The following is a 25,346-nucleotide window of genomic DNA, read 5'->3' as shown; positions in this document are numbered from 1 at the left end:
ACCGATCGAAACCTGCCACTCGATGTGCCGGCGTCCGGGCGGCGGCGGCCGGGCCGGCGGGGACGGGCCGGCCGACGGGGTCAGGCCGGCCCCGCCCCCGGGCGGTCAGCGGGGGCCGGTGGCCCAGCCCTTGCCGCCGGTGAGGTCCAGGGGGTGGGGCAGCGGGTTCCCGTAGCGGTGGTTCGTCGCGCTGATCGCCTGCTCCCGCAGGAAGGTCAGCAGCTCGACGCGCCCCGAGGCGAGCACGGGGCCGGTGAACAGGGCGACCTCCACGCGCTGGGCGTTGGCGGCCCGCAGCGCGTCGTCGACCTCTCCGATCACGCGCACGCGGCGCTGGGCGAGCCGGCCGAGACGGGCGGCGAAGGTCGCCGCGTCCTCGTGGACGACCGAGGCAGGCGTGTCCCCGGCCCGCGCGGTCGGGAGCAGCGCCTCGTCGGCGACCGAGACCTCGACCTCGGCGTCGGCGGTACGGGCGGCGTGCAGCACCCGCTCGAGCTCGGCAGGCGTCGTCCCGTCGGCCGCGCGGACCATGACCGGCAGCGGCAGGTGGCGCAGCAGGTTGATCTCGCCGTGGACCTCCTGCTCGTCGCGCGCGGCGAAGAACTCGTCGATCTCCGCGCGGTCGGAGTCGCGCGCCGCCTCGAGCCAGGCCTGCCCGTCCTCGGTGCGGGAGGGGACGGAAGCGGAGTCGGCGAGGTCCTGCAGGTGCAGCAGGTAGTGCGGGCCGCCCGCCTTCGCGGTCTGCCCGATCGCGGAGCGCTTCCAGCCGCCGAAGGGCTGTCGCTGCACGATCGCGCCGGTGATGCCCCGGTTGACGTAGAGGTTCCCCGCCTCGACGTGCTCGGTCCACCAGGCGATCTCGGAGGGCTCGAGGGAGTGCAGCCCCGCGGTGAGCCCGTAGTCGGTGCCGTTCTGCATCCGCAGGGCGTCCTCGAGGGTGTCGGCGTGCATGATGCCGAGGACCGGTCCGAAGTACTCGGTGCGGTGGAAGGCGGAGCCCTCGCGCACGCCGATCCGCACGCCCGGCGTCCACAGCCGTCCCTCCTCGTCGAGCTGTCGCGGCTCGGCGAGCCAGGTCTCGCCCTCCCCGAGCTCTGTGAGGCCCGCGGCGAGCTTCTCGCCGGGCGGCTCGATGATCGGCCCCATCCGCACCGTCGGGTCGACGGGCTCGCCGACCTCGAGGGACAGCACCGCGTCGGCGAGCTGCGCGTTGAAGCGGCGGGAGCGGGAGACGGAGCCGACGGTGATCACGAGGCTCGCCGCGGAGCACTTCTGCCCGGCATGGCCGAAGGCCGACAGCGCCACGTCCCGGGCGGCGAGGTCGAGATCCGCCTGCGGGGTCACGATGATCGCGTTCTTGCCGCTGGTCTCGGCGAGGATCCGCAGATCGGGGCGCCAGGACGCGAACAGGGCGGCGGTGTCGTAGGCGCCGGTGAGGATCAGCTGGTCGAGGCGGGGATGGGCGATGAGGGAGCGGCCCACCTCGTCCTCGGGCACGTCCACGAGCGTGAACACGCCCTCCGGCACCCCGGCCTCGTGGAAGAGACCGCCCAGCAGCGCCCCGCAGCGTCGCGCCTGCGGGGCCGGCTTCATGATCACGGCGCTGCCGGTCACCAGCGCGGCGAGAGCCCCGCCGGTCGGGATCGCGACGGGGAAGTTCCACGGCGGGGTGACCAGGGTCAGGGCGCGCGGGGTCAGCGCGAGGTCGCCCCGCGCGGCGAGGCGCTCGGCCTGCTCGGCGTAGTAGAGCGCGAAGTCGATCGCCTCGCTGACCTCGGGATCGCCCTGCTCGAAGGTCTTCCCCGTCTCGGAGGCCATCACCTCCAGCAGCTCGGCGCGGTGCGCTGCCAGGGTGCCGGCGACTCGGCGGAGCACCAGGGCGCGCTTCTCGACCGGCATCGCGGCCCAGGCCGGCTGCGCCGCGAGCGCCGTCTGCACCGTCGCCTCGACCTCGTCCGTCGTGGTAAGGCGCGCGGCGCGGGACTCCTCGACGCCGAGCTCCGAGCCGCGGATGCGATGGGTGATGCCGGCGGCCCACTCCTGGTTCCCGGCCGTGGACAGATCGGTGTCCGGGGTGCCGTGGAAGGCGCCGGGCACCGCGGGCAGCGCGAGGCTGCCCAGCTCGAGACGCGCTCCGGTCTCCGCCGCACGGTCCTGGACCCGGTGCGTGTCCGGGGCGTCCTCGCTCCGGGCGAGGTCGAGGGCGCGGGTGAACCGGTCCTGCTCGCGGGCGAACAGCTCCTCGGAGGAGTCGAGGTCGAAGGCCGCGGAGAGGAAGTTCTCCGAGGAGGCGTTCTCCTCCAGACGACGCACCAGGTAGGAGACGGCCACGTCGAAATGACGCGGGTGGACGATCGGGACGTACAGGCGCATCGTCCCGGTCGCCTCCCGCACCACGGCCTGCTGCCCCGGGGCCATGCCCGCGAGCATCTCGAACTCGACGCCGTGCCCGGGACCGGTGGGGATCCCGCGCTCGGCCATGAGCAGGTGGGCGAAGGCGACGTCGAAGAGGTTGTGCCCGGCGACGCCGAGGTGCACGGCCTCGAGCCGGCCCGGGTCCATCGCCTCGAGCAGCATCCGCTTGTACTGCGCGTCGGTCTCCAGCTTCGAGGGCAGCGGGGCCTGCGGCCAGCCGTGCACCGAGGCGTCGACCTTCTCCATCGCGAGGTTCGCCCCCTTGACCAGCCGCACCTTGACCGGTGCGCCGCCGTCCGCGACCCGCCGCTCGGCGAAGCGGCGCACCCGCGCCATCGCCCGCGGCGCATCGGGGAGATAGGCCTGCAGCACGATCCCGGCGTGCAGCTGGGCGAGCTCGGGACGGTCCAGGAGCGTCTCGAAGACCTCCAGGGTCAGCTCGAGATCCCGGTACTCCTCCATGTCGAGGTTCAGGAAGGTGGGGAAGTCGGCGCGTGCGGCGTCGAGATAGATCGGCAGCAGCGTCTCGACCACGTGGTCGACGGTCTCGGCCGCGCCCCACAGCGGCAGGTGCTCCACGATCGAGGACACCTTGATCGAGACGTAGTCGACGTCGGGCCGTGAGACGATCTCGTGCACGCCCGCGAGGCGCCGTGCCGCCTCCTGCGCGCCGAGCACGGCCTCGCCGAGCAGGTTGATGTTCAGCGTGGTCCCGTCGGCCGTGAGCCGGGAGAGGGAGGCGGTCAGCGGCCCGGGCCGGGCGTCGAGGATCAGATGGGAGACCATCCTGCGCATGGCGGCGCGGGCGGTGGGCACCACGACCGAGGGCGCCAGTCGCGAGGCGGCGCCGCCGAGGCCGACGACGCGGCGCAGCGGGGCGGGGAGGAAGGCCGGCGGGTCCTGGGCGAGGCGACGCAGCTCGACCGCCGCAGCGTGGGGGTCCTCGGGGCGGATCACCCGGTCCACGAAGGCGAGCGTGAAGTCGAGCCCCTTCGGATCGCGCAGCAGGTCGGAGAGGAGTCCGGCGGCGGCCGGGACCTCGCGTCCGGCGGCCTCCTGCACCCAGGCGCGCACCTGGGCGGCGACGTCCTCGGCGGTGAGGGCGGTCGTGCGCAGGGCGTCGCGGTCGGAGGGCTGGGGCACGGGGGACAACGCGGGTCTTCTCCTCGATCACGGATCTCGCCGGACCCTCGCGGGCGACGGCGCGGGCACCATCGCCCGTCACCCCGATCGTAGGTCCTCGGCGGGCCCGCGGCGGCCCCGAGCGGCGCCCAGACGTGGAGATCCTGTGACCGGATCGGGACGGTTCCGGGACGACTCCGCGCGGACCGTCCGGTCAGGATCCGCTCCGAGCACCACGGCGACTGTGACACGATGCGGGAGCACACCGCACCACACACCACCCGGACGCCACTGGAGGCATCGATGAAGAAGTTCATTTTCCTGGCCGGTCTCGGCATCGGCTTCGTGATCGGGTCCCGTGCGGGCCGCGGCCCCTACGAGTCCCTCGAGCGCACTGCCCGCCAGGTCGCCGACGATCCCGAGGTCCAGCGCCGCGCGACGCAGGCCAAGGACACCGCGACCCGCGTCGCGCAGGACACCGCCGGGACCGTCAAGGACAAGGCCCCCGAGGTCGCCTCCGCCGCCCAGGGAGCGGTGGTCGGCGCGGCCGGCGCCGCGAAGGAGCGCCTCTCGAACAGCTCCGATGCGACCCTCGACGAGGACGCGGCGAAGGTCGCGGACGCCTCCGCCGACACGGACCTTGCCGACGGCAGCGCGGCCGCCGGCGGCGACGCCGAGGTGGGCGAGGACAAGCCCCTCAGCTCCTGAGCAGGCCCCGGGTCCGACGGGCCCGCCCCGACGCGCAGCGGCGCGCCGGCCTCACCCCAGCACGGTGACGCCGGCGCGCCGCTGCTCGTCCATGAAGCAGTTCCCGCACAGCGACATGTAGGTGACGGCGTCGACCACCGCCCCTCCGGCCTCCTCGTCGATCGCGACCTGGTCGCCCTCGAACACGAACCGCTCGCCGACGCGCCGGCAGTTGAACTCGGCCTGCGCGCCGCAGCGGCACATCGTCGGCAGCTTCTCCACGTTGTCCGCGAGCTCGAACAGCCGCTGCGCCCCGGGGAAGGTCGTGGTGCGGAAGTCGGTGCGCAGCCCGTAGCAGATCACCGAGATCGCGTCCTGCTTCGCGATGCGGAAGAGCTGGTCGATCTGCAGCGGCTCGAGGAACTGGGACTCGTCCACGAGCACGCAGTGCAGCGGCCGCAGGCCCCGCTCGTCGGCGGCCCGGGAGACCCGCTCCCGCAGGTCCTCGCCCGGATGGGCGAGCACGTCCACGCGCCGGCTCGCCCCGCCGCGGGCCACCACCCAGTCCTCGCCCTTGGTGTCCAGGGCGGGCTTGACCGTCAGGGTCGCCAGCCCTCGTTCGTCGTAGTTGTAGGCGGTCTTGATCAGGGTGTCGGACTTCCCGGAGTTCATCGCTCCGTACTTGAAGTGCAGCTTGGCCATGGGTGGGGTGCTCCGGGGTCGCGGTGGGTCGGGGGAGTGGGCGCAGGGACGGGCGCGGAGGGGCGGGGTGCGCGGGCTCAGAACGCGTCGAGCACGCTCGGCCGGGGGCCGGCCAGCAGCGCGTCGAGCAGCGACTCGGCGGGCGCGTCGGCCTCGGCGCGCAGTCCCAGCCGACGGGCGTCGGCGAGGGAGCGGCCGCCGACGAGCAGCAGCGAGGCCGAGTGGACGTCGAGCAGGACCCCTCCCGCGGTCGCCTCGCCCGAGGGGGCGGGAGACGGCCCGGTCGACGACTGCGCCGAGGCCGCCCCGCTCCTCGGGACCGGGACGGCGCGCACGCGCCCGTCGGCCACGTGCACGTCGAAGAGCCCCTCGGCACGGCAGGTGCCTGCGGGGACCGTGTCGTCCGTGACCTCGAGCCGCAGCGCGCCGGAGAGCCCGGTCGGTGCCGGCCGTGCCTTGAGCAGGGCCGCGGTGTCGACCACGCGCATCATCACCAGCGGCACCGTCCCGCCGGCGGGACGGGCGCCGCCTCCGGGCAGCACGTCCAGCACGGGATCCTCCGGCCGCACGCGCAGCCGCACCGACTCGGTCACCGTCGACCAGGAGCCGATCACGCGCAGCAGGGCGCGGAGGTCCTCCCGGTCCCGCCCCAGCACCTCGTGCACCTCGAGACCGGGACCCTCGCCCCTGCGCCGGGTCCAGGAGGCGTAGCCGCGATCCAGGCCGTCCGCGCCGACGAGCAACACGGCCTCCCAGCCCTGACCGGGGGGCCCGGCCGGGAACAGGGGCCCATGGCGACGCAGCATGGCGTTGTCCCCGGCCGTGAGCTCCTCGTACAGGGCGCGCACGCGCGGCATGCTCGCAGCGGTGACCGGGACGGTGCGCCGGCCGGGCACGGACCGCAGTCGCTGCAGGTCCACCAGCGGCACCTCGAGCGTCTCGACGCGCGCGATCACCTGATAGCCGTGGCGGCGGTAGATCTCGGGGTTCGAGGGATAGAGCATCGAGACCGGCAGCGACTCCTCGTCGCAGCGGGCGAGCACCCCAGCGAGCAGCTCGGCGAACAGCCCGTCGCCGCGATGCGCGGGATGGACCGCGAGCCCGGCGACGCCGCCGCAGCGCACCCGGCCGCCGCCGAGGGAGATCTCGTCGTGCCGGATGCGCGCGGCCGCGGCGAGCACCCCCTCGGCTCCTCCCGGCAGCGCCGCCGAGTCGATGCCGACCGCGGTCTGACCCGGGGAGAGGGGAGCGGAGGCGGCGGGATCGTCGGGATCGACGGACCCGCCGAAGGCGCTGGTGCTGAGCAGCCTGTAGGCGAGGGCGTCCGTCGGGGTGAGTTCTCGGACCGGCATGCGGACGAGTCTAGGGGCGCGCGACGGTGCATACTTGCCTCGCGAGACAGCCCAGGAGGTGCCGTGAGTCCACGCCGCGACAGCGAGTCGGAGAACCCGTCCACGAACGGGGGCCGCAAGCCGTTCACCCGCCCCAACAGCGCGCAGCGCGGGGCGCGCGAGGCGCTGTCCCGTCGTCTCTCCGCCGGGGATCCGCGCAGCGAGCAGTCGCCGCGCCGCCGCATCCCCGTGGGCCTGTCCACCTCCTCCGTGTTCCCCTCGGGGGTGGAGGAGGCGTTCCGTCTCGCCGCCGAGATCGGCTACGACGGCATGGAGGTGATGGTCTCCTATCCGCGCGACAGCCAGGACCCGGACCTGCTGGCGGAGTACTCCCGGCGCTACGGCCTGCCGATCCTCTCCCTCCACGCCCCGACGCTGTTCTTCCTGCAGGGGCTGTGGGGTCGTGACGCCTGGGTGAAGATCGAGCGCACGATCGAGATCGCGAAGGCGCTGGACGTCCCGACGATCGTCGCCCATCCGCCGTTCCGGTGGCAGGGGAAGTACGCGCGCGGCTTCGTCGAGGGCGTCGCCCGCCTCGAGGACGAGCACGGCATCGCGATCGCGGTCGAGAACATGTACCCCTGGCGGCTCGGGGTGCGCGAGGTGCTGAACTACCTCCCCGACCACGACCCGACCGACGAGGACTACGCCCATGTCACGGTCGACCTCTCCCACGCCGCGACCGCCGGGGACGACGCGCTGGAGATGATCGACCGGCTCGACGACAGGCTCACCCACCTCCACCTCGCCGACGGGTCCGGCAACACCACCAAGGACGAGCACCTGCCTCCCGGCGAGGGCAACCAGCCCTGTGCGGAGGTGCTGCGGCGCCTCGCCAACCGCGGCTGGGAGGGCTCGGTGCTGCTGGAGGTCACCACCAGCCGCGACCCCGTCGCGCGCGAGCGCACGCTGCGTCAGTCCCTCGCCTTCGCTCGCCACCACCTCGGCCACCACCTCGAGCACGGGGACGTGGGATCCGCCACCCCCTGAGGGACTCCCCAGGCTCCGGTGGGAGGATGGCGGAGGCATGTGCCGGGCTCCGCGCGGCCGCCATGCATCGACGACAAGCACACGAACTGATCGAACGACGAGGTAGCGCAGGCAGATGGGGAACGGCAACACAGGGATCGTCCACTCGAACACGAGCCTGCTGGCGGTCGAGGGGACTCTGCCGCAGGTAACGGTGACCTCGGACGAGATCGACGAGATGCTGGCCCCGGCCCGCAAGCGGCTGCGCCTGCCCAAGGGCGTGCTGCAGCGCGTCGCAGGCGTCTACGAGCGCAAGTGGTGGCGCGACCGCGAGAACGGCTGGAAGCAGGGCGTCGTGCTCGCCGCCGAGCGCGCGATGGCCAAGGCCGGGATCATGCGCGACCAGGTGGGGCTGCTCATCAACGCCTCCGTCTCCCGCCGTCACCTCGAGCCCGCGGTCTCCACGGGTATCCATCACTCGCTCGGCCTGCCGGCGGCCTGCATGAACTTCGACATCACCAACGCCTGCCTCGGCTTCGTCAACGCGATGACCATGGCCGCCGGCATGATCGACTCCGGCCAGGTGAAGTACGCGCTGATCGTCGGCGCGGAGGACGTCGAGGACGTCCAGCGAGGCACGATCGAGCGCCTGAACACCAAGGGCTCGACCCGCGCCGATTTCAACAACCAGTTCGCCTCGCTCACCCTCGGCTCCGGCGCCGCGGCCGCCGTGCTGGGCCCGGCCGACGAGCACCCCGAGGGGCACCGGCTGAAGGTCACCCAGGCGCGCTCGGGCACCGAGCACCACGAGCTGTGCGTGGCGAACATGGAGGACATGCGCACCGACTCCAACGGCCTGCTCGAGAACGGCATCAACCTGATCGTGGACACCTGGAAGGCTGCGAACGATTCTGGTCTCGACTTCAAGGGCGTCGACTACGTCATCCCGCACCAGGTCTCGATGGTCTACACCCGCAACTTCTCGAAGATCACCGGGGTGGGGATGGAGCGCATCCCCGTCACCTTCCCGGACTGGGGGAACATTGCCGCGGAGGCGGTGCCGATGACCCTCGCGCACATCCAGGACGACATCGAACGCGGCCAGCGGGTGCTGCTGATGGGCGTCGGCTCCGGACTGAACACGGCGATGATGGAGGTCCAGTGGTGAAGAGCGCCCCCGAGATCCCCGACGTGCCGGGCCTGGACCCGGTGCTGCACCGCACCGAGCAGGTCCGCGACCACACCGGCGAGCTGCGCCAGTGGCACCTGCTGGACTCCGGCCCCTGGCTCGCCGAGCGCGGCATCACCCCGCGCGGCACCCTGCTGGCCGTCCACGGCAACCCCACCTGGTCCTTCCTGTTCCGCTCCCTGGTGCGCGAGGACATCCCCTGGCGTCTCGTCGCCGTGGACCAGCTCGAGATGGGCTACTCCGAGCGCACCGGCGTGACCCGCCGCTACCAGGACCGCATCACCGACCTCTCCCTGCTGACCGATGCGCTGTCCCTGCACGGGCCGGTCGTCACCGTCGGCCACGACTGGGGCGGGCTGATCTCGACCGGCTGGGCGCTGGACAACCGCCACGACGTGGTCGGCATGATCCTCACCAACACCGGCGTGCACCAGCGGATCGAGGAGGCGCTGCCGAAGGCGCTGCAGCTCGCGACCACCCCCGGCTTCCGCACCGCCTCCACCTCGCTGACCGACGCCTTCCTGCGCACCACCCTGTCGCTGTCGAAGCCGTCGCTGCCCAAGGAGATCCAGGACGCCTATCTCGCGCCCTACCGCTCACGCTCGCGCCGCCGCGGCATCGACCAGTTCGTCGCCGACATCCCCGCCGCCGCGGACCACCCCTCCCGCGCCACCCTCGACCGGGTCGCTGAGGGGCTCACCCACCTGCAGGTCCCCACGCTCTTCGCCTGGGGTCCGCGCGACATCACCTTCTCGGACCGCTTCCTGCGCGATCTGATCCAGCGCGTCCCGCACGCGGACGTGCACCGCTTCGAGGGCGCCTCCCACCTGGTGTGGGAGGACGCCGACGTCGCCGGCCTCGTCGCCCAGTGGCTCGAGGCGAGCTTCGACACCGCCGGCACGCCCCGCACCGAGGCCCCGGCCCGGCGCCCCGTCTCCTCCTACGCCGCCGAGCAGGTGCCCGCCGCCCCGATCGGCGCGCCGATCGCGCGCCTGGCCGCGGATCCGGTGCACGCCCATCGGCCGGCCGTGGTCGAGCTCGGCGCCGAGGAGGACGGCGGCACGCGGGAGATCTCCTGGTCGCTGCTGCACCGCCGCGTCGAGGACATCGCCGCGGGCCTGCTCGGCCACGGGGTCCGCCCCGGCGACCGGGTCAGCCTGCTGATCACCCCCGGCGCCGACCTCACCGGCGTGCTCTACGCCTGCTTCCGGATCGGTGCGGTGGCCGTGGTCGCCGACGCGGGCCTCGGCGCCCAGGGCCTGACCCGCGCCGTGATCGGCTCCCACATCGACTGGCTGATCGGCATCCCGAAGGCACTCGTCGGCGCCCGCGCGATGGGCTGGCCCGGCCGGCGGATCAGCGTCGAGCAGCTGCCGACCGTGGACCGCGCCGCGCTCGGCGTGGAGACGTCGATCGCGGAGCTCGCCCGCTCCGGCGCGCTCCAGCGCGAGCTCGGCGCCCCGCTGGACGTGGCCCACCCGGATCCCGACGCCGACGCGGCGGTGCTGTTCACCTCCGGCTCGACCGGCCCCGCCAAGGGCGCGGTCATGACGCATCGCCAGCTCAGCGCCATGTTCGCCGCCGTCGGCGACACCCTCGACCTCGCCCCCGAGCGAGGCCTGGTCGCCGGTTTCGCGACCTTCGCACTGCTGGGCCCCGCCCTCGGTGCGCCGACCGTGGTGCCGGACATGGACATCACCCGTCCCGGCGAGCTCACCGCTCCGGCGCTGGCCGCCGCGATCGGCGCGCTCGGCCGCCCCGCCGTGTTCACCGCCCCCGCCGCGCTGCGGAACATCCTGGACACCGCGGGAGAGCTCGACGAGGCCGGTCGCGCCGCGATGGCCGGCGCCGCGAGCTTCTTCTCCGCCGGCGCCCCGATCCCCGCGCACCTGCTGCAGGGGCTGGCGGAGATCATGCCGGAGGCGAAGGCGCTGACCCCCTACGGCATGACCGAGTGCCTGGCCGTCGCTGCGATCGACCTCGAGGGCATCGAAGCGGCGGGCCCCGGCTCCGGCGTCTGCGTCGGCACCCCCGTGCCCCGGGTCGAGATCGCGATCGCGGTGATGGACGAGGAGGGCCGCACCACCGGCGAGATCACGGAGGAGGCCGGCGTGACCGGCGAGATCCTCGTGCGCGCCCCGCACGTGCGCGACCGCTACCTCATGCTCTGGGGCACCACGCACACCTCCATGCGCTTCGAGGGCTGGCACGCCACCGGCGACGTCGGCCACCTCGATACGGCCGGACGGCTGTGGGTCGAGGGCCGTGCCGCGCACGTCCTGGCCACGGCCGACGGGCTGTTCACCCCCGTCCAGGTCGAGGACGCCGCCGAGGCGGTGCCGACCGTGCGCCGCGCCGGCGCCGCCGTCGTCGGTCCCCGCGGCACCCAGCAGATCGTCGTGATCCTCGAGACCGAGGACGGCCACCGGCCCGGGAAGGCAGCGCGCCCGAAGCCCGCCGCCCCCTCCCTCTCCGAGGCCGTGCGCCGTGCCGTGCGCGAGCGCGCCGGCGTCGAGGTCGTCGCCGTGTTCGAGACCCGGGCGCTGCCCACCGACATCCGCCACAACTCGAAGATCGACCGTGCCGCGCTGTCGCGCTGGTCCGAGCAGACCCTGCGGGGCGAGCGGGCGGAGGCTCTGTGAGCGCCCCGACCGTCCTGGTCACCGGCGCCTCCGGCATGCTCGGCGGTGCCGTCGCGACCGCCCTGCGCGACCGCGGCGCCACGGTCCGCGCCTTCCAGCGCCGTCCCGCCGGGATCGACGGCGTCGAGGACGTCTGCGGCTCCCTCACCGAGGCCGATGACGTGCGCCGCGCCGTGCAGGGCGCGGACGCGGTCGTCCATCTCGCCGCGAAGGTGTCGATCTCCGGTCCCGAGAGCGAGTACCGGGCGATCAACATCGGCGGCACGGAGAACGTGCTCGACGCGCTGCGCGCGAACGGCGGCGGCACTCTCGTGAACGTCTCCACCCCGTCGGCCGCGCACCTGGGACGCGCGATCGTGGGCCTTGACGCGACCCCCGCCGATCCGGAGCGGGCCCGCGGCCCCTACGCCCGCACCAAGGCGGCCGCCGAGCTGCTCGCGATGGACGCCGACGGGAACGACGGGATCTCCGTGACCTCGATCCGTCCCCACATCGTGTGGGGGCCGGGGGACACCCAGCTCGTCGGGCGGATCGTCGACCGCGCCGCGAACGGCCGCCTGCCGCTGCTGGACGAGGGCATGGCCCTGATCGACACCACCTACGTCACCAACGCCGCCGACGCGATCGTCGCCGCGCACGACCGGATCGCGGACGTGCACGGGCAGAGCTTCGTGATCTCCAACGGCGAGCCGCGGACCGTCCGCGACGTCTTCGCCGGCTGGTGCGAGGCCGCGGGCGTGCCCGCCCCGACCCTGCGCGTCCCCGGCAGCGTGGCCCGCCTCGCCGGACGGCTCATCGAGCGGGTGTGGGAGAAGCGCCCGGGCCACGACGAGCCGCCGATGACCGAGTTCCTCGCCGAGCAGATGTCCACCGCGCACTGGTTCGACCAGCGCCGCACGCGCGAGATGCTGCAGTGGACGCCGCGCGTGAGCATGGACGAGGGCAACGCCCGCCTCGCGCAGTGGTTCCGCGCGCATCCCGTCGTCTGAATCCTCCAGCCCGTCACATCGCACGGAAGCCGAGCCCATGAGCGAGAAGAACACCGACCCATCCGCCACCGGGGCGGCCTCCACGCCGGAGCATGCCCCGGCCGACGACGCCGCGCTGCGCGCCGAGATCGACGCCGAGCTCGCGGCCGAACGGGCCTCCCGCCCAAGGGCGAGCAGCCGCCTGGCCGGCCTGGTGCTGCTGCTGGGCGGGATCATCGGCTGGATCGCCTCCCTCGAGCTGCAGGTCGGCAAGGAGTTCCTGCTCGCGAACCCCGGGGCCAGCCTCGGCTGCGACGTGAACCCCTTCATCTCGTGCGGCAACGTGATGATGACCTGGCAGTCCTCGGCCCTGGGCATCCCGAACATGGCGATCGGGCTCGCCGGGTTCGCGATCATGGCCGCGGCCGGTGCGCTGATGGTCTCCGGCACGCAGCTGCCCACCTGGTTCCGCTGGGCACGGCTCGGCGGGATGACCTTCGCCTTCGGCTACATCCACTTCCTCGCGATCTCCGCGATCTTCGTGATCCGTGCGCTGTGCCCCTGGTGCATGGTCATCTGGACCGTCACCGCACCGATGTTCTTCGCGACCCTGGCCCGCACGATCGAGCACGGCGACCTGAAGCTGCCCGCCCCGCTCGCAGGACTGCTGCGCCGCTGGGGGCTGCTGACCGTGCTGTGGTACCTGATGGTCATCGTCGTGATCGCCGCCGCGTTCTGGCGGCAGTGGCTGGTCGTGCTCGGCCTCGACTGATCCCGGGCCGGGGGACCTGACCGTTCCTCCACAGCACCCCGCCGTCCCCAGGGCGGCAGCGGGCTCGGACGGCGCCCGCCCCGCGCGCCTAGGTTCGCGGGCATGGGAGCACCACCTGGGACCGAGGAGCGCGGCACCGCGGCACGGCATCGCCGCACCGGGCAGCCGCTGATCCGCCGACGCGACCACACCGCCGAGCGGCCGCGACGTCGACTGCCCTTCCCCGCCCCGCCGGCCTCCGCGCTGATCGGCATCGCGGTGCTGGTGCTGATCGGCGCCGGGGTCATCCACCTCTCCGGCACCGGCTCGGCGATCCCGCAGGAGGAGCCTGCCGGGGTGACGGTCACGGAGGGCGAGGCGGCCGGCCCGGAGGGCGGCGCCGACGGCGAGGGATCGGACGGGGCCGAGGGCGCCGACGATGACGGTGACCTCGAGGGAGGCGACGGGACGACCGGGGACCGAGCCGAGTCCTCGGGGGACCCCGCCGCCACCGCCTCCTCCGCCCCGACCGAGCTCGTCGTCCACGTCTCCGGCGCCGTCGCCTCTCCCGGCGTGGTCCGCCTCCCGCCCGGCGCCCGGGTCGACGACGCGCTGCGCGCCGCCGGCGGCGCGACCGGGGACGCGGAGCTCGCCTCCGTGAACCTCGCCCGCCCCGTCGTCGACGGCGAGCAGATCCACGTGCCCGTCCCGGGGGAGGAGCCGTCGGCCGTCGCCGCCCCGGCGCCCGCCGCGGACGCTCCGCCCGCGGGCGACGCCGGTGCCGGAGACGGGACGGCGGGCGGCGGGGGAGAGGTCGGCGGCCTGATCGACCTGAACACCGCGAGCGTCGCCGAGCTCGACGAGCTGCCCGGCGTCGGCCCCGCGATCGCGCAGCGCATCGTGGACCACCGCGAGCAGAACGGGCCCTTCGAGAGCGTCGACCAGCTCGAGGAGGTCTCCGGGATCGGTCCCGCCACCCTCGAGAAGATGCGCGACAGGGCGACGGTGTGAGCGCGCCGGCCCGGAGCGAGGAGCGGACATGACCCGCGCGGATCTGCGCCTGCTGCCCGGCGCGACCTGCGTCTGGGCGCTCGCGGTGCTCGGAGTGACCGCCGGCGGCGCCGCCGCGATCGCCGCCGGGGCCGTGCTGGTCTCCCTCGCCCTGACCGCCCTGACCCTGCTCGGGCCCGCACGCGGCGCGCGCACCATCCTCGCCCACCTCGCACTGGTGCTCCTCGCCGGGAGCCTCCTGGTCCCGGCGCTGCACCGCCACGACGGCACCGCCGACGTGCTCGGCGAGGCCGCCGCCGAGGGGCTCGTCGTCGAGCTCACCGTGATCGCGGGAAGCGACCCCGCACCGCCGAGCGGCGGCCCGGAATGGTCCCGCACCGGTCTGCAGATGATGGCCCGCACCGAGCCGGGTCCGGCACGGATCGGGCGGACGCAGCAGCAGCTCACAGCCGCCGTGCCCGTGCTCGTGCGCGCCGACGGCGAGGCTGCGGAGGGACTCGCCCGGATCCGCGACGGGGAGCCCGTCCATGCGCGGGGACGGGTCTCGGGCGATGCCTCGCTGCTGGTCCTGCGCGCCACGGAGGTCGGTCCCGCGCAGGAGGCGTCGGGCGGTGTCGGGCCGGGCCAGGAGGCCCGGCACCGCCTGCGGCAGATCGCCCGCGACGCCACCGCTCATCTCCCGCCCGACGAGGCCGCGCTCGTGCGCGGCATGACCACCGGGGACACCAGCGGCATGGGGGAGCAGACCGAGGAGATCATGCGCCGCGCCGGGATCTCGCATCTGGTGGCCGTCAGCGGAGCGAACATCGCCCTCGTCCTCGCCGCCGTGCTCGGTCCGCTGCTGCTGGCCGGGGTGCGCCGCCGTCCCCGCCTGCTGATCGCCGCCGCCGTGGTCGCGGGCTACGTGTGGCTGGTCGGCGACGAGCCGAGCGTGCAGCGCGCCGCGACCATGGCCGCACCACTGCTCGCCGCACGGTTCGCCGGCGTGCGCGCCTCCCCGGTCGCGGCGCTCGCCCTCACCGTCGCGCTGTGGTCCGTGCTCGACCCCGTCACCGCCGCCTCGATCGGCTTCCTGCTCTCCGCCCTCGCGACCGCGGCGATCCTGCTCGCGGCACCGCCGCTCGCCCGCGCGCTCGAGCAGATGAGCGGCGGACGGATCGGCCGGACGGCTGCGCTCGTGCTCGCCGTGCCGCTCGTCGCCCAGGCCGCCTGCACGCCTGTGCTAATCCTGCTGACTCCCGAGGTCTCCGCCTGGGCCGTGCCCGTGAACATGCTCGTCGGCCCGCTCGTCGGCCCCTCGACCGTGCTGGGCCTCGTCGCGCTCGTGCTCGGAGTGCTCTGGCCCGGCGGGGCCGCGGTGCTGTACGGGATCGCCGCAGGAGGGGCCCATCTGGTGCTCCTGATCGCCCGCACCGCCGACGCCCTGCCCGGATCCCGCATCGCCGTGCCCGACGGGACCACCGGCGTGCTCGGCGCGATCGCCGTGCTCCTGATCGCCGGTCTCGCCGTCGCGGGGAGGCGCCGTCCCGCCGTCCGCTGGGCCACCGCGGTGGTGCTCGTCATCGCGCTCGCCCCCGGCATCGGGCGGATGCTGCCGGTGCGCAGCACCCCCGGCTGGAGCCTCGCGCTGTGCGCGGTCGGACAGGGCGACGCGCTGCTGCTGCGCCCCGCCGACGCCGTCCGGGACGGGCCGACGGTCCTGGTGGACACCGGCCCCGACCCTGCAGCGCTGGACGCCTGCCTCGACCTGCTCCAGGTGCCGGATATCGACCTGCTGGTCCTCACCCACCCGCACGCCGACCACACCGGCGGGAGGGACGCCCTGACCGGGGCGCGCACCCCGGCGGCGCAGTGGGTCTGCCCGCTGCCGACCGCCACGGCCGACGTCGTCCCGGGAGCGCCCGTCGAGGTCGCGACCACCGGCACCGGCTTCGAGCAGGACGGCCTCGCCTTGACGGTGCTGTGGCCGGACTCGGCGGAGGCCGCCGAACGGGCGAGCGCCGCCGAGCAGGGGTCGGGGGAGGGGGACGCTGCGAACGACTGCTCGATCGCGCTCGAGGTGCGCTGGGCCGACGGGGCGCGCCTGGTGACGCTCGGCGACCTCGAACCCGCCGCGCAGGAGCAGCTCGCCGCGACCGAGCCGGGCCCGGCGGACATCGTCAAGGTCGCCCACCACGGCTCCCGCTTCCAGCACGCCCCGCTCTACGAGCAGCTCGACCCGGACCTGGCGCTGGTCCCGGTGGGGCAGGAGAACACCTTCGGCCATCCCACCGACGAGCTGCTGGACCTCGTCCGCGGCACCGGCGCCCAGGTGCTGCGCACCGACGTCCACGGCACCGTCGTGCTCCCCACGGGCGAGGACGCCGCGCCGCGGAGCGTCGGGCCAGCGCGGTAGCGGCACCGGGGCGTCGGCCTGGACCGCTAGGATCGTGCAGTCCCCCTGAGCAGTGAGGAGCTCCCGTGAGCGATGTCGAGTGGCACAGCGTCGCCCTCGCACCGATCGTGCTCGTCCACGGCACGGAGGGTCTGATCGCCGACCGGGCCGTGCAGCGCCTGCGCGCCCTGGCCAAGGAGGCCGATCCCTCCGTGGAGGTCCACGACCTCTCCGGCGAGGCCCTCGGCCCCGGCGCCCTGGCCCAGGTCGCGAGCCCCTCCCTGTTCGGCGAGCCGCGCCTCGTGGTCGTGCCCGAGCTGCAGTCCGCCCCGGACTCCCTCGTCCTCGAGCTGCTCGACTACGTGAAGGCTCCCGAGCAGGACGTCACCCTCGTGCTCGTCCACCGCGGCGGCAATCGCGGCAAGAAGCTCCTGGACGCCCTGAAGAAGGCGGGAGTGCCGCGCGTGGACGCGAGCCCCGTCAAGCGCGCCGCCGACAAGCAGGCCTTCGTCGCCGCGGAGTTCGCCCGTGCCCGCCGTCGCATCCAGCCCGACGCTCTGGTCGCCCTCGTCGACGCCTTCGGCACCGATCTCGCCGAGCTCGCCGCGATCAGTCGCCAGCTGATCGAGGACACCACCCCCGACCCGGGCGAGCAGCCCGCCCAGGTGACCGTCGCGGAGGTGCACGCGCTGACCTCCGGCCGTGTGGAGTCCACCGCTTTCGCCGTCGCCGACGCCGCGATCGCGGGCAAGGAGCAGGACGCGCTGCAGCTGCTCCAGCAGGCGCAGCTCGCCGGCGCCGACCCCGTCCCGATCGTCGCCGCGATCGCCTCGAAGGTCCGCTCGCTGGCGAAGGTGTCCGCACCGAACGCGACCCCGCGCAGCCTCGGCATGCCCGACTGGATGCTGCGCAACCTCTCCCGGGAGGCGAAGAGCTGGAACGACCGCTCCCTGGCCCGGGCGATCGAGGCCGTGGCCCGCGCGGACCACGAGGTCAAGGGCGCCGGCCGCGACCCGCACTGGTCGGTGCAGCGCATGGTGATGGAGATCTGCCGGGCGCGCCGCGCCCGCTGAACACCGCTCGTCCGCCCCGGACATGAAGAAGCCCGGTGCGCATCGCTGCGCACCGGGCTCCTCATGCCCCGGAGGGGCGGGGTCCGTCAGGGACCGACGATCACTTGGCGACGCCGGCGACCAGCTTGGCGAGACCGGACTTGCGGTTCGCGGCCTGGTTCTTGTGGATGACGCCCTTGGAGACGGCCTTGTCGAGCTTGCGCGAAGCGGACTTCAGCGCCTCGTTCGCCACGTCGGCATCGCCGGTCGAGACAGCGGCCTTCACCTTGCGGGTGTAGGTCTTGAGCTCCGACTTGACGGCGCGGTTGCGCAGACGAGCCTTCTCGTTCGTCTTGTTGCGCTTGATCTGGGACTTGATGTTTGCCACGAAGACTCTTCTCCAGTGTTGCTGAGGTGGATCATCCCGGACTGCCGAGGAACGGAGCCGACGGGGACGGCGGTGGGGATTCGCCTGGAGACGTCGGTACCGGAGTCGCTGCCACGGGTACTCGCCCGGGTCGCACGAACCGCCCGTCCCCTGAGACACTTCGGGAGGACACCCCTGCGCACACCGAACGGTATGTCACACATACAAGGAGCGATGCTAACAGAGGGCAGTCCCCGGGCCGGTGCTCATGTGCGCCGTGTCTCCCGATCCGTGACGCGCGCCCCAAACTGCTTCTCGGCGCCCGCGCAGGCCGCGCACCCGGAAGGCAGAGCCCGCGCGACCTCCGGCGGCGAGGCGGCCGCTCACAGCGCGACGGCGCGCACCGCCTCCGCGACCCGGTCGTAGCGCTCGCGGTCCAGCCGCGCACCCTCGCGTCGCACCGACCCCGGGACCAGGCGCAGCAGGCGGTCGGCCCGCACTTCCGAGGGGCGGCCCTGCCGGTCCCAGTCGCCGACCCCGATGTCCACCCAGGTCGCCCCGTGCTCATCGGTGCGGGTCGCGCCGGGCTCGGTGCGGTCGCGGGAGGTGAGCATCAGGGCCACCAGCACGGTCCCCGTCCCGTCGGCCCCGCCGGCGGAGGCGTCCTCCTCGGCGATCACGAGCACCGGACGGTCCTTGCCCTGGGAGAGGTCCTCCTCGTAATGGACCCACGCCCACACGACCTCTCCCGGATCGGGACGGTCGTCGTCCCGCGGGGCGTAGACCAGCTCGAGCGGGACGCCGTGGCGGCGGTCGGCGAGCGCGCCGCCCTCGGCCTGGCCTCGACCGTCGGACTCGGGACGAGCACCGTCGTGCTGCCCGGAGCCCTGCCCGGACCCGCCGCGCTGCTCCTGCACGGAACGGATCGCGGCGCGCCCGAGGTCCCGTGCGCCGCGGCGCACCGAGGGATTGCGGGCGAGGGAACGGGCGACGGAGCCGAGCCGGGAGAGCAGCGACATGGTTCTCGCTTCCTGGGCGGAGCGCCCACGAGGGGATGGAGGTCGGTGTGAGAATGGTAGGCATGTCAGACACCTCGCTGTTCCGCAGCTCCCGCACCGGAGCGGACGGTGACGAGATGTTCGCCGCAGACGGCACCGTGCGCCCCACCTATCGGGCGCTGCACGATGCGCTGGCCGGGCTGGGGCCGGAGGAGTTCCGCTCCCGCTCCGAGTCCCTCGCCCGCAGCTATCTCGACCAGGGCGTCACCTTCGACTACGCGGGGGAGGAGCGTCCCTTCCCGATCGACGCGATCCCGCGGGTGATCGACGCCGAGGAGTGGACCGAGGTCTCCGCCGGCGTCGCCCAGCGCGTCCGCGCCCTGGAGGCCTTCCTCGACGACGTCTACACCGACCGCCGCGCCATCGCCGACGGCGTGATCCCCGAGGAGCTCGTCACCTCCTCGACCTACGTGGTCGACGCGGTGCGCGGCTACCGGCCGGCGAACGGGGTGCGCCTCCACGTCTCCGGCATCGACCTGGTCCGCGACGGGGACGGCGGCTTCCGGGTGCTCGAGGACAACGTCCGCACCCCCAGCGGCGTCAGCTACGTGCTCTCGAACCGCCGCGCCATGGCGCAGGGCTTCCCCGAGCTGTTCGCGGACCGGCCCGTGCGCCGCGTCGGCGAGTACCCCGGCCGGCTGCTGGCCGCGCTGCAGGCCGCCGCGCCGGACACCGCGGGGGAAGAGGCGACCGTGGTGGTGCTGACCCCCGGCCGCTACAACAGCGCCTACTTCGAGCACTCGCTGGTCGCCCGCACGATGGGCGTCGACCTGGTGGAGGCCTCGGACCTCGTCGAGCGGGGCGATCGCATCTACATGCGCACCACCGCGGGTCTGCGCCGCGTGGACGTGATCTACAAACGCACCGACGACGACTTCCTCGACCCCGAGGTGTTCCGCCCCGACTCGATGCTGGGCGTGCCGGGCCTGGTCCGCTCCGTCCTCGCCGGCAACGTCGTGGTCGCCAACGCCATCGGCAACGGCATCGCCGACGACAAGCTGACCTACACCTACGTCCCGGACCTGATCCGCTACTACCTCTCCGAGGAGCCGATCCTCCCCAACGTCGACACCTGGCGGCTCGAGGAGCCCGACTCCCTCGTCGAGGTGCTCGACCGGCTCGAGGAGCTCGTGGTCAAGCCGGTGGACGGCTCCGGCGGCAAGGGCATCGTCATCGGCCCCACCGCCGCGCGCGAGGAGCTCGACGCGCTGCGGAAGCGGCTGCGCGCCGATCCGCGCGGCTGGATCGCCCAGCCCGTCGTCCAGCTCTCCACCATCCCCACCCTCGTGGAGGAGGGCCCGGAGCCCCGCCACGTGGACCTGCGCCCCTTCGCCCTGAACAGCGGCGACGACGTATGGGTGCTGCCCGGCGGGCTCACCCGCGTCGCCCTGCCGCGCGGGGAGATGATCGTGAACTCCTCCCGCGGCGGCGGCTCGAAGGACACCTGGGTGCTCGCCGCCGGCCGTCCCGGCGCCGCCGCCTCGGGTCTCGCCGACCAGGACGAGGAGGGGATCGAGGACCCGACCGACGACACGCGCGACCAGTTCGACGACCCCCGCGAGGAGCACGGCGAGGAGCGGGAGGTCGAGCCGGACCCGGTCACCTCCGCCATCCCGATCATCGAGGCCGACGGCGAGGAGGAGGACCGCCATGATGCTCAGTAGGATCGCCGACGCGATGTTCTGGATCGGCCGCTACGTGGAGCGGGCCGACCAGACCGCGCGCATCCTCGGCGTGTCGCTCCAGTCGATCACCGAGGACGCCTCCCTCGATCCCGTCGACTCCTGCGCGGGCGTGTACGGGATCTTCGGCGCCACCGACGTGCCGGCCGAGGACCTGACGGTGCAGCGGGTGCTGGAGCGCCTGGTCACCGACCGGGCGAACCCCTCCTCCGTCGCCGGCGCCCTCCAGGCCGCGCGGGAGAACGCCCGCGGCGTGCGCGAGGCGCTGTCCACGGAGGTGTGGGAGTCGCTGAACACCGCCACCCTCGGCATGCCCCGCGTCGTGCGGCCCTCCCGCATGCACGGCGCCTTCCAGTTCGCCAAGGACCGCTGCGCCATGGTCAACGGCCTGCTGGACGCGTCGATGACCCGTGACGAGGCATGGCTGTTCCTGCGCGTGGGCCAGCTGCTGGAACGGGTCGACATGCTCGCCCGCAACCTCCAGGCCCACGACCTCTCCGACACCTCCGACGCGGCGACCGTGCTGCTGCTGCGCTCCTGCAGCGCGCACGAGGCGTACATCCGCTCCTATCGCGGCCGCGTGCGCGTCTCCGGAGCGATCGAGTTCCTGCTGCTGGACTCGATCTTCCCGCGCTCGGCCGCGTACTGCCTCAGCGAGATCGACGAGGCGCTCGAGACCCTCGCCAAGCTCCACGGCAACAGCTTCGACCGCCTCGGCACCGCCGAGCCGGGCCGCAGGATCGTCGGCCGCGCGCTCGCGAGCCTGCGCTTCCGCCAGCTCGAGGACATCACCGAGGACTTCGAGGACGAGATGGAGCAGCTCCAGCGCGTCACCGGCGCCGTCACGAGATCGCTGGGCACCACCTACTTCCACCCCGCCGCCTGAGCCCGCCGCGGACCGGGCGGCGCCTGGTCGGCGCGGGGTAGGCCGACGGGCGATGAACTCCCCGGCCCGCTGCCCTCCTCCGGGACGGGGCCCGGCCGGGCGATCCCATCGGCCCCGCTGTGACGTCGGCCCGTCGGCCGTTCCCGGGACGCTGCGGCGCGCGCAGCACGTGAGACCATGGACCGATGCCCGGCGCATGCGCGCCCGGCACACCATCGACGAGAGGACGAATGCCGGTGACCCCGAGGATCGCTGCCGATGAGGCACGGGACATCGCTCCCGCGTCGACGCCCCAGGAGCGGCTCCGCAACTTCTGCATCATCGCCCACATCGACCACGGCAAGTCGACGCTGGCCGACCGGATGCTGCAGATCACCGGGATCGTCGAGGAGCGCGCCATGCGCGCCCAGTACCTCGACCGGATGGACATCGAGCGCGAGCGCGGCATCACCGTGAAGAGCCAGGCCGTGCGCATGCCCTGGCAGGTCGAGGGCGTCAACTACGCCCTGAACATGATCGACACCCCCGGGCACGTGGACTTCACCTACGAGGTCTCCCGCTCCCTCGCCGCCTGCGAGGGGGCGATCCTGCTGGTCGACGCCGCGCAGGGCATCGAGGCGCAGACGCTCGCGAACCTGTACCTCGCGATGGAGCACGACCTCACCATCATCCCGGTGCTGAACAAGATCGACCTGCCCGGCGCCGAGCCCGAGAAGTACGCGGCCGAGATCGGCCAGCTCGTCGGCGTGGACCCCGAGGAGGTGCTGCGCGTGTCCGGGAAGACCGGCGTGGGCGTGCCCGAGCTGCTCGACCACGTGGTGCGCACCCTCCCCGCCCCCGAGGGACAGGTCGACGCCCCCTGCCGCGCGATGATCTTCGACTCCGTCTACGACACCTACCGCGGCGTGGTCACCTACGTGCGCGTCGTCGACGGCTTCCTCAAAGCCCGCGACCGGATCGACATGATGTCCACCGGCGCCCACCACGAGCTGCTCGAGATCGGCGTGAGCTCCCCGGAGCCGCACCCCACCCAGGGCATCGGCCCGGGCGAGGTCGGCTACCTCATCACCGGCGTGAAGGACGTGCGCCAGTCCAAGGTGGGCGACACGATCACCACCTCGGTGCGCGGCGCGACCGAGCCGCTGGCCGGCTACTCGGACCCGAAGCCCATGGTCTACTCGGGTCTGTTCCCGATCGACGGCTCCGACTATCCCGTGCTGCGCGATGCGCTGGACAAGCTCAAGCTCAACGACGCCGCGCTCGTCTACGAGCCGGAGACCTCCACCGCCCTCGGCTTCGGCTTCCGCGTCGGCTTCCTGGGCCTGCTGCACCTGGAGATCATCCGCGAGCGGCTCGAGCGCGAGTTCGACCTCGACCTCATCTCCACCGCCCCCTCCGTGGTCTACCAGGTCGTGATGGAGGACGGCACCGAGATCGAGGTGCTGAACCCCTCCGACTTCCCCGAGGGGAAGGTGAACCAGATCAGCGAGCCCGTCGCCTCGGCGACGATCCTCGTGCCCAGCGAGTTCATCGGCGCGGTGATGGAGCTGTGCCAGTCCAAGCGCGGCACCCTCGGCGGCATGGACTACCTCAGCGAGGACCGTGTCGAGCTGCGCTACACCCTGCCGCTGGCGGAGATCGTCTTCGACTTCTTCGACCAGCTGAAGTCCAAGACCCGCGGCTACGCCTCGCTGGACTACGACGTCTCCGGCGAGCAGACTGCGGACCTGGTCAAGGTCGACATCCTCCTGCAGGGCGAGCCGGTCGACGCGTTCAGCGCGATCGTGCACCGCGACAAGGCCTACTCCTACGGCGTGGAGATGTCCGGCAAGCTCAAGAAGCTCATCCCGCGCCAGCAGTTCGAGGTCCCGATCCAGGCCGCGATCGGCTCGCGCATCATCGCCCGCGAGAACATCCGCGCCATGCGCAAGGACGTGCTGTCCAAGTGCTACGGAGGCGACATCTCCCGCAAGCGCAAGCTGCTGGAGAAGCAGAAGGAGGGCAAGAAGCGCATGAAGAACATCGGCTCCGTCGAGGTGCCGCAGGAAGCCTTCATCGCCGCGCTCTCCTCCGACGCCGCCGAGCCCTCGAAGGACGAGAAGAAGAAGAAGTGAGCACCGCGCCCGGCCCGCTGCCCGAGACCGCCCCGCGCCGCCTCGACCCGCTCGAGGTCACGTTCGAACCCGGCGGCGGCCGGCTCGGCGCGGTGTGCACGGTCGCCCAGCTCTTCGAGGTGCGCGAGCGCTCCCTCATGAGCGGGATCGATAAGCGACCGGCCGACGGGCCCGTCACGCTGCTCACCCACGGCGTGCTCGGCGACGTGCAGGGCGACCGTGAGCACCACGGCGGGATCTTCAAGGCCGTCTACGCCTACTCCCGGGAGGTGCGCGAGGCCTACGCCGCCGCGCTCGGCCACGAGCTGCCCGACGGGTTCTTCGGCGAGAACCTCGCCACCGTCGGCCAGGACACCGACCATGCCGTGATCGGCGAGCGCTGGCGGATCGGCGGCGCCGAGCTCGAGGCGACCTGCCCCCGCAACCCCTGCGGCACCTTCGCCGCCTGGATGGGGGACCGCCGCTGGGGACGCGCCTTCACCGACCAGGGCCGCGCCGGCGCCTACTTCCGCGTGCTCGTCGAGGGCGAGGTGCGCGCCGGCGACGCGATCGAGGTGCTCGAGCGGCCGGACCACGGCGTGACCATCGTCGACGCCTTCCGGGGACTGGACGCCGCGCAGGCCCGCGCCCTGCTCGACTGGGCGGAGGCGAGCGGCACCGTGCTGTACGAGACACTCGTCGGGGCCGCGCAGAAGACGCTCGCCCGGGCGGGGGAGCGCGAGGACTTCCCGGACCGGCTGCGCTCCACCGGACGGGGCCTCGGTCTCGGTCTCGGGCTGTGACGGCCGTGAAGGACCTCTCCGCCTACATCCACGTCCCGTTCTGCGCCGTGCGCTGCGGGTACTGCGACTTCAACACCTACACGAACGCCGAGCTGGGCGGCGGCGGCTCCCAGGCCGAGTACGCGGACAACGCCATGGCCGAGATGGACCTGACCCTCGCCGCGGACCGCGCGGCCGGGTACGAGTACGAGCAGATCTCCACCGTCTTCTTCGGCGGCGGCACCCCCACCCTGTTGCCCGCCGACGACCTGGTGCGGATGCTCGACCACCTGCGCTCCCTGATCCCGCTCGCGGACGGCGCCGAGGTCACCACCGAGGCGAACCCCGACTCGGTCACCCGCGCCTCGCTCTCGCGCCTGGCCGACGGCGGGATCACCCGCGTCTCGATCGGCATGCAGTCCGCGATCCCGTCGGTGCTCGCGACCCTGGACCGCACCCATGACCCCGAGCGGGTGCCGCAGGTGGTCCAGTGGGCGAAGGACGCCGGGCTGCAGGTGAGCCTGGACCTCATCTACGGCACGCCGGGGGAGACCGTCGCCGACGTCGAGGCCTCCGTGCGCGCGGCCCTGGCCTGCGAGGTCGACCACCTCTCCGCCTACTCGCTGATCATCGAGGGCAACACCGCCATGGCCCGGCAGCTGCGACGCGGCGAGATCGAGGCGCCCGACCCCGACGACATGGCCGACAAGTACGAGCTCGTCGACGACCTCACGCGCGAGGCGGGCCTGACCTGGTACGAGGTCTCCAACTTCGCTCGCACCCCCGAGCACCGCTCCCGCCACAACCTCGCCTACTGGAAGGGCGGGGACTGGTGGGGGATCGGACCCGGCGCCCACCGCCACCGCGACGGCCTGCGCTCCTGGAACGTGAAGCATCCCAGCCGCTACGCGCGCATGCTCGCCTCCGCCGAACTGCCCGTCGCGGACAGCGAGCAGGTCGCCGCCGAGGACCGGCTCGTCGAGCGCATCATGCTCGAGCTGCGGATCGCCGACGGCCTCGCCGTCGACGTCGTGCCCGAGCAGAACCGCTCGATGCTCGAGGTGCACCGCGATCGGGGCCACCTCGATCCCGACGCCCTCGCCGCAGGCCGCGCGGTCCTCACCAGGGAGGGGCGTCTGCTCGCCGACGCGGTGATCCGCGACCTCGTGCCCTGAGACCCGTCGGCCGCGGAACGATCTCGACGA

At 73.3% G+C, this 25,346-nt stretch carries 19 protein-coding genes; 14 read left to right on the top strand and 5 right to left on the bottom strand.

Annotated elements, in window-relative coordinates; genetic code table 11:
• Window positions 1–105: 105 nt before the first annotated feature.
• On the bottom strand, window positions 106–3,558 hold the full coding sequence (locus L3K22_RS03245) for a bifunctional proline dehydrogenase/L-glutamate gamma-semialdehyde dehydrogenase (RefSeq protein WP_263310162.1): 3,453 nt from the start codon (window positions 3,556–3,558) through the stop codon (window positions 106–108).
• Between the two features lie 282 nt (window positions 3,559–3,840).
• Between L3K22_RS03245 and L3K22_RS03240 the strand changes: the two genes are divergently transcribed.
• Entirely contained in the window at window positions 3,841–4,245 is a 405-nt protein-coding gene (locus L3K22_RS03240; protein ID WP_263310122.1) for a hypothetical protein, read from the top strand.
• Between the two features lie 51 nt (window positions 4,246–4,296).
• On the opposite strand, the gene L3K22_RS03235 is transcribed toward L3K22_RS03240, so the two are convergent.
• Both L3K22_RS03235 and L3K22_RS03230 read right to left on the bottom strand, forming a co-directional pair.
• Window positions 4,297–4,926, bottom strand: a complete 630-nt coding sequence (locus L3K22_RS03235) for a thymidine kinase (RefSeq protein WP_263310121.1) — start codon at window positions 4,924–4,926, stop codon at window positions 4,297–4,299.
• 77 nt (window positions 4,927–5,003) lie between these two features.
• Window positions 5,004–6,278, bottom strand: coding sequence for a GNAT family N-acetyltransferase (locus L3K22_RS03230; RefSeq protein WP_263310120.1), 1,275 nt, complete (start codon window positions 6,276–6,278; stop codon window positions 5,004–5,006).
• A 63-nt stretch (window positions 6,279–6,341) separates the two neighbouring features.
• Between L3K22_RS03230 and L3K22_RS03225 the strand changes: the two genes are divergently transcribed.
• From L3K22_RS03225 to holA, 8 genes are all read left to right on the top strand, one after another.
• On the top strand, window positions 6,342–7,307 hold the full coding sequence (locus tag L3K22_RS03225; protein ID WP_263310119.1) for a sugar phosphate isomerase/epimerase family protein: 966 nt from the start codon (window positions 6,342–6,344) through the stop codon (window positions 7,305–7,307).
• A gap of 115 nt (window positions 7,308–7,422) precedes the next feature.
• Window positions 7,423–8,454, top strand: coding sequence for a 3-oxoacyl-ACP synthase III (locus L3K22_RS03220; protein WP_263310118.1), 1,032 nt, complete (start codon window positions 7,423–7,425; stop codon window positions 8,452–8,454).
• On the top strand, window positions 8,448–11,117 hold the full coding sequence (locus L3K22_RS03215; RefSeq protein WP_263310117.1) for an alpha/beta fold hydrolase: 2,670 nt from the start codon (window positions 8,448–8,450) through the stop codon (window positions 11,115–11,117). Before L3K22_RS03220 ends, L3K22_RS03215 begins: the two co-directional genes overlap by 7 nt.
• Entirely contained in the window at window positions 11,114–12,106 is a 993-nt protein-coding gene (locus tag L3K22_RS03210) for an NAD-dependent epimerase/dehydratase family protein (RefSeq protein ID WP_263310116.1), read from the top strand. Before L3K22_RS03215 ends, L3K22_RS03210 begins: the two co-directional genes overlap by 4 nt.
• Window positions 12,107–12,143: 37 nt before the next feature.
• Window positions 12,144–12,857: a vitamin K epoxide reductase family protein gene (locus L3K22_RS03205; protein WP_263310115.1), complete on the top strand. Its 714-nt coding sequence runs from the start codon at window positions 12,144–12,146 to the stop codon at window positions 12,855–12,857.
• A gap of 102 nt (window positions 12,858–12,959) precedes the next feature.
• Window positions 12,960–13,847, top strand: a complete 888-nt coding sequence (locus tag L3K22_RS03200; protein WP_263310114.1) for a ComEA family DNA-binding protein — start codon at window positions 12,960–12,962, stop codon at window positions 13,845–13,847.
• A gap of 28 nt (window positions 13,848–13,875) precedes the next feature.
• Window positions 13,876–16,242: a ComEC/Rec2 family competence protein gene (locus L3K22_RS03195; RefSeq protein WP_263310113.1), complete on the top strand. Its 2,367-nt coding sequence runs from the start codon at window positions 13,876–13,878 to the stop codon at window positions 16,240–16,242.
• A 65-nt stretch (window positions 16,243–16,307) separates the two neighbouring features.
• On the top strand, window positions 16,308–17,294 hold the full coding sequence (gene holA, locus L3K22_RS03190) for a DNA polymerase III subunit delta (RefSeq protein ID WP_263310112.1): 987 nt from the start codon (window positions 16,308–16,310) through the stop codon (window positions 17,292–17,294).
• Window positions 17,295–17,394: 100 nt separating this feature from the next.
• Here holA and rpsT read toward each other — a convergent pair whose 3' ends face one another.
• Window positions 17,395–17,661, bottom strand: a complete 267-nt coding sequence (gene rpsT, locus L3K22_RS03185; RefSeq protein ID WP_062950649.1) for a 30S ribosomal protein S20 — start codon at window positions 17,659–17,661, stop codon at window positions 17,395–17,397.
• A gap of 362 nt (window positions 17,662–18,023) precedes the next feature.
• Window positions 18,024–18,659 carry a type II toxin-antitoxin system PemK/MazF family toxin gene (locus tag L3K22_RS03180; protein WP_263310111.1) on the bottom strand — a complete coding sequence of 212 codons (636 nt, stop codon included), beginning with the start codon at window positions 18,657–18,659 and terminating at the stop codon, window positions 18,024–18,026.
• A 62-nt stretch (window positions 18,660–18,721) separates the two neighbouring features.
• On the opposite strand from L3K22_RS03180, the gene L3K22_RS03175 reads away from it, so the two are divergent.
• From L3K22_RS03175 to hemW, 5 genes are all read left to right on the top strand, one after another.
• Window positions 18,722–20,362, top strand: a complete 1,641-nt coding sequence (locus tag L3K22_RS03175) for a circularly permuted type 2 ATP-grasp protein (protein WP_263310110.1) — start codon at window positions 18,722–18,724, stop codon at window positions 20,360–20,362.
• Window positions 20,349–21,266, top strand: coding sequence for an alpha-E domain-containing protein (locus tag L3K22_RS03170; protein WP_263310109.1), 918 nt, complete (start codon window positions 20,349–20,351; stop codon window positions 21,264–21,266). Before L3K22_RS03175 ends, L3K22_RS03170 begins: the two co-directional genes overlap by 14 nt.
• A 230-nt stretch (window positions 21,267–21,496) precedes the next feature.
• The gene (lepA, locus tag L3K22_RS03165; RefSeq protein ID WP_263310108.1) at window positions 21,497–23,380 is read left to right on the top strand and encodes a translation elongation factor 4; all 1,884 of its coding nucleotides are present in this window, start codon (window positions 21,497–21,499) and stop codon (window positions 23,378–23,380) included.
• Window positions 23,377–24,162, top strand: a complete 786-nt coding sequence (locus L3K22_RS03160) for an MOSC domain-containing protein (protein ID WP_263310107.1) — start codon at window positions 23,377–23,379, stop codon at window positions 24,160–24,162. Before lepA ends, L3K22_RS03160 begins: the two co-directional genes overlap by 4 nt.
• Complete coding sequence (gene hemW / locus L3K22_RS03155) at window positions 24,159–25,316, top strand: radical SAM family heme chaperone HemW (RefSeq protein WP_263310106.1); 1,158 nt, start codon at window positions 24,159–24,161, stop codon at window positions 25,314–25,316. The genes L3K22_RS03160 and hemW overlap by 4 nt, the downstream gene beginning before the upstream one ends.
• The last annotated feature ends 30 nt before the right edge of the window (window positions 25,317–25,346 follow it).

It is taken from the genome of Brachybacterium atlanticum, from assembly GCF_025669985.1.
In the GTDB taxonomy this organism is placed as follows: Bacteria; Actinomycetota; Actinomycetes; order Actinomycetales; family Dermabacteraceae; genus Brachybacterium; species Brachybacterium conglomeratum.
Note: the sequence above shows the minus strand (reverse complement) of the source record. Positions and strands in the feature narration are given on the sequence as shown.

Bases quoted from the DNA above. Each gene is read 5' to 3' on its own strand.
- L3K22_RS03235 (WP_263310121.1), bottom strand. From the start codon at position 4,926: ATGGCCAAGCTGCACTTCAAGTACGGAGCGATGAACTCCGGGAAGTCC.
- L3K22_RS03170 (WP_263310109.1), top strand. From the start codon at position 20,349: ATGATGCTCAGTAGGATCGCCGACGCGATGTTCTGGATCGGCCGCTAC.
- L3K22_RS03180 (WP_263310111.1), bottom strand. From the start codon at position 18,659: ATGTCGCTGCTCTCCCGGCTCGGCTCCGTCGCCCGTTCCCTCGCCCGC.
- lepA (WP_263310108.1), top strand. From the start codon at position 21,497: ATGCCGGTGACCCCGAGGATCGCTGCCGATGAGGCACGGGACATCGCT.
- L3K22_RS03195 (WP_263310113.1), top strand. From the start codon at position 13,876: ATGACCCGCGCGGATCTGCGCCTGCTGCCCGGCGCGACCTGCGTCTGG.
- L3K22_RS03175 (WP_263310110.1), top strand. From the start codon at position 18,722: ATGTCAGACACCTCGCTGTTCCGCAGCTCCCGCACCGGAGCGGACGGT.
- L3K22_RS03230 (WP_263310120.1), bottom strand. From the start codon at position 6,278: ATGCCGGTCCGAGAACTCACCCCGACGGACGCCCTCGCCTACAGGCTG.
- L3K22_RS03240 (WP_263310122.1), top strand. From the start codon at position 3,841: ATGAAGAAGTTCATTTTCCTGGCCGGTCTCGGCATCGGCTTCGTGATC.
- L3K22_RS03220 (WP_263310118.1), top strand. From the start codon at position 7,423: ATGGGGAACGGCAACACAGGGATCGTCCACTCGAACACGAGCCTGCTG.
- L3K22_RS03200 (WP_263310114.1), top strand. From the start codon at position 12,960: ATGGGAGCACCACCTGGGACCGAGGAGCGCGGCACCGCGGCACGGCAT.
- L3K22_RS03205 (WP_263310115.1), top strand. From the start codon at position 12,144: ATGAGCGAGAAGAACACCGACCCATCCGCCACCGGGGCGGCCTCCACG.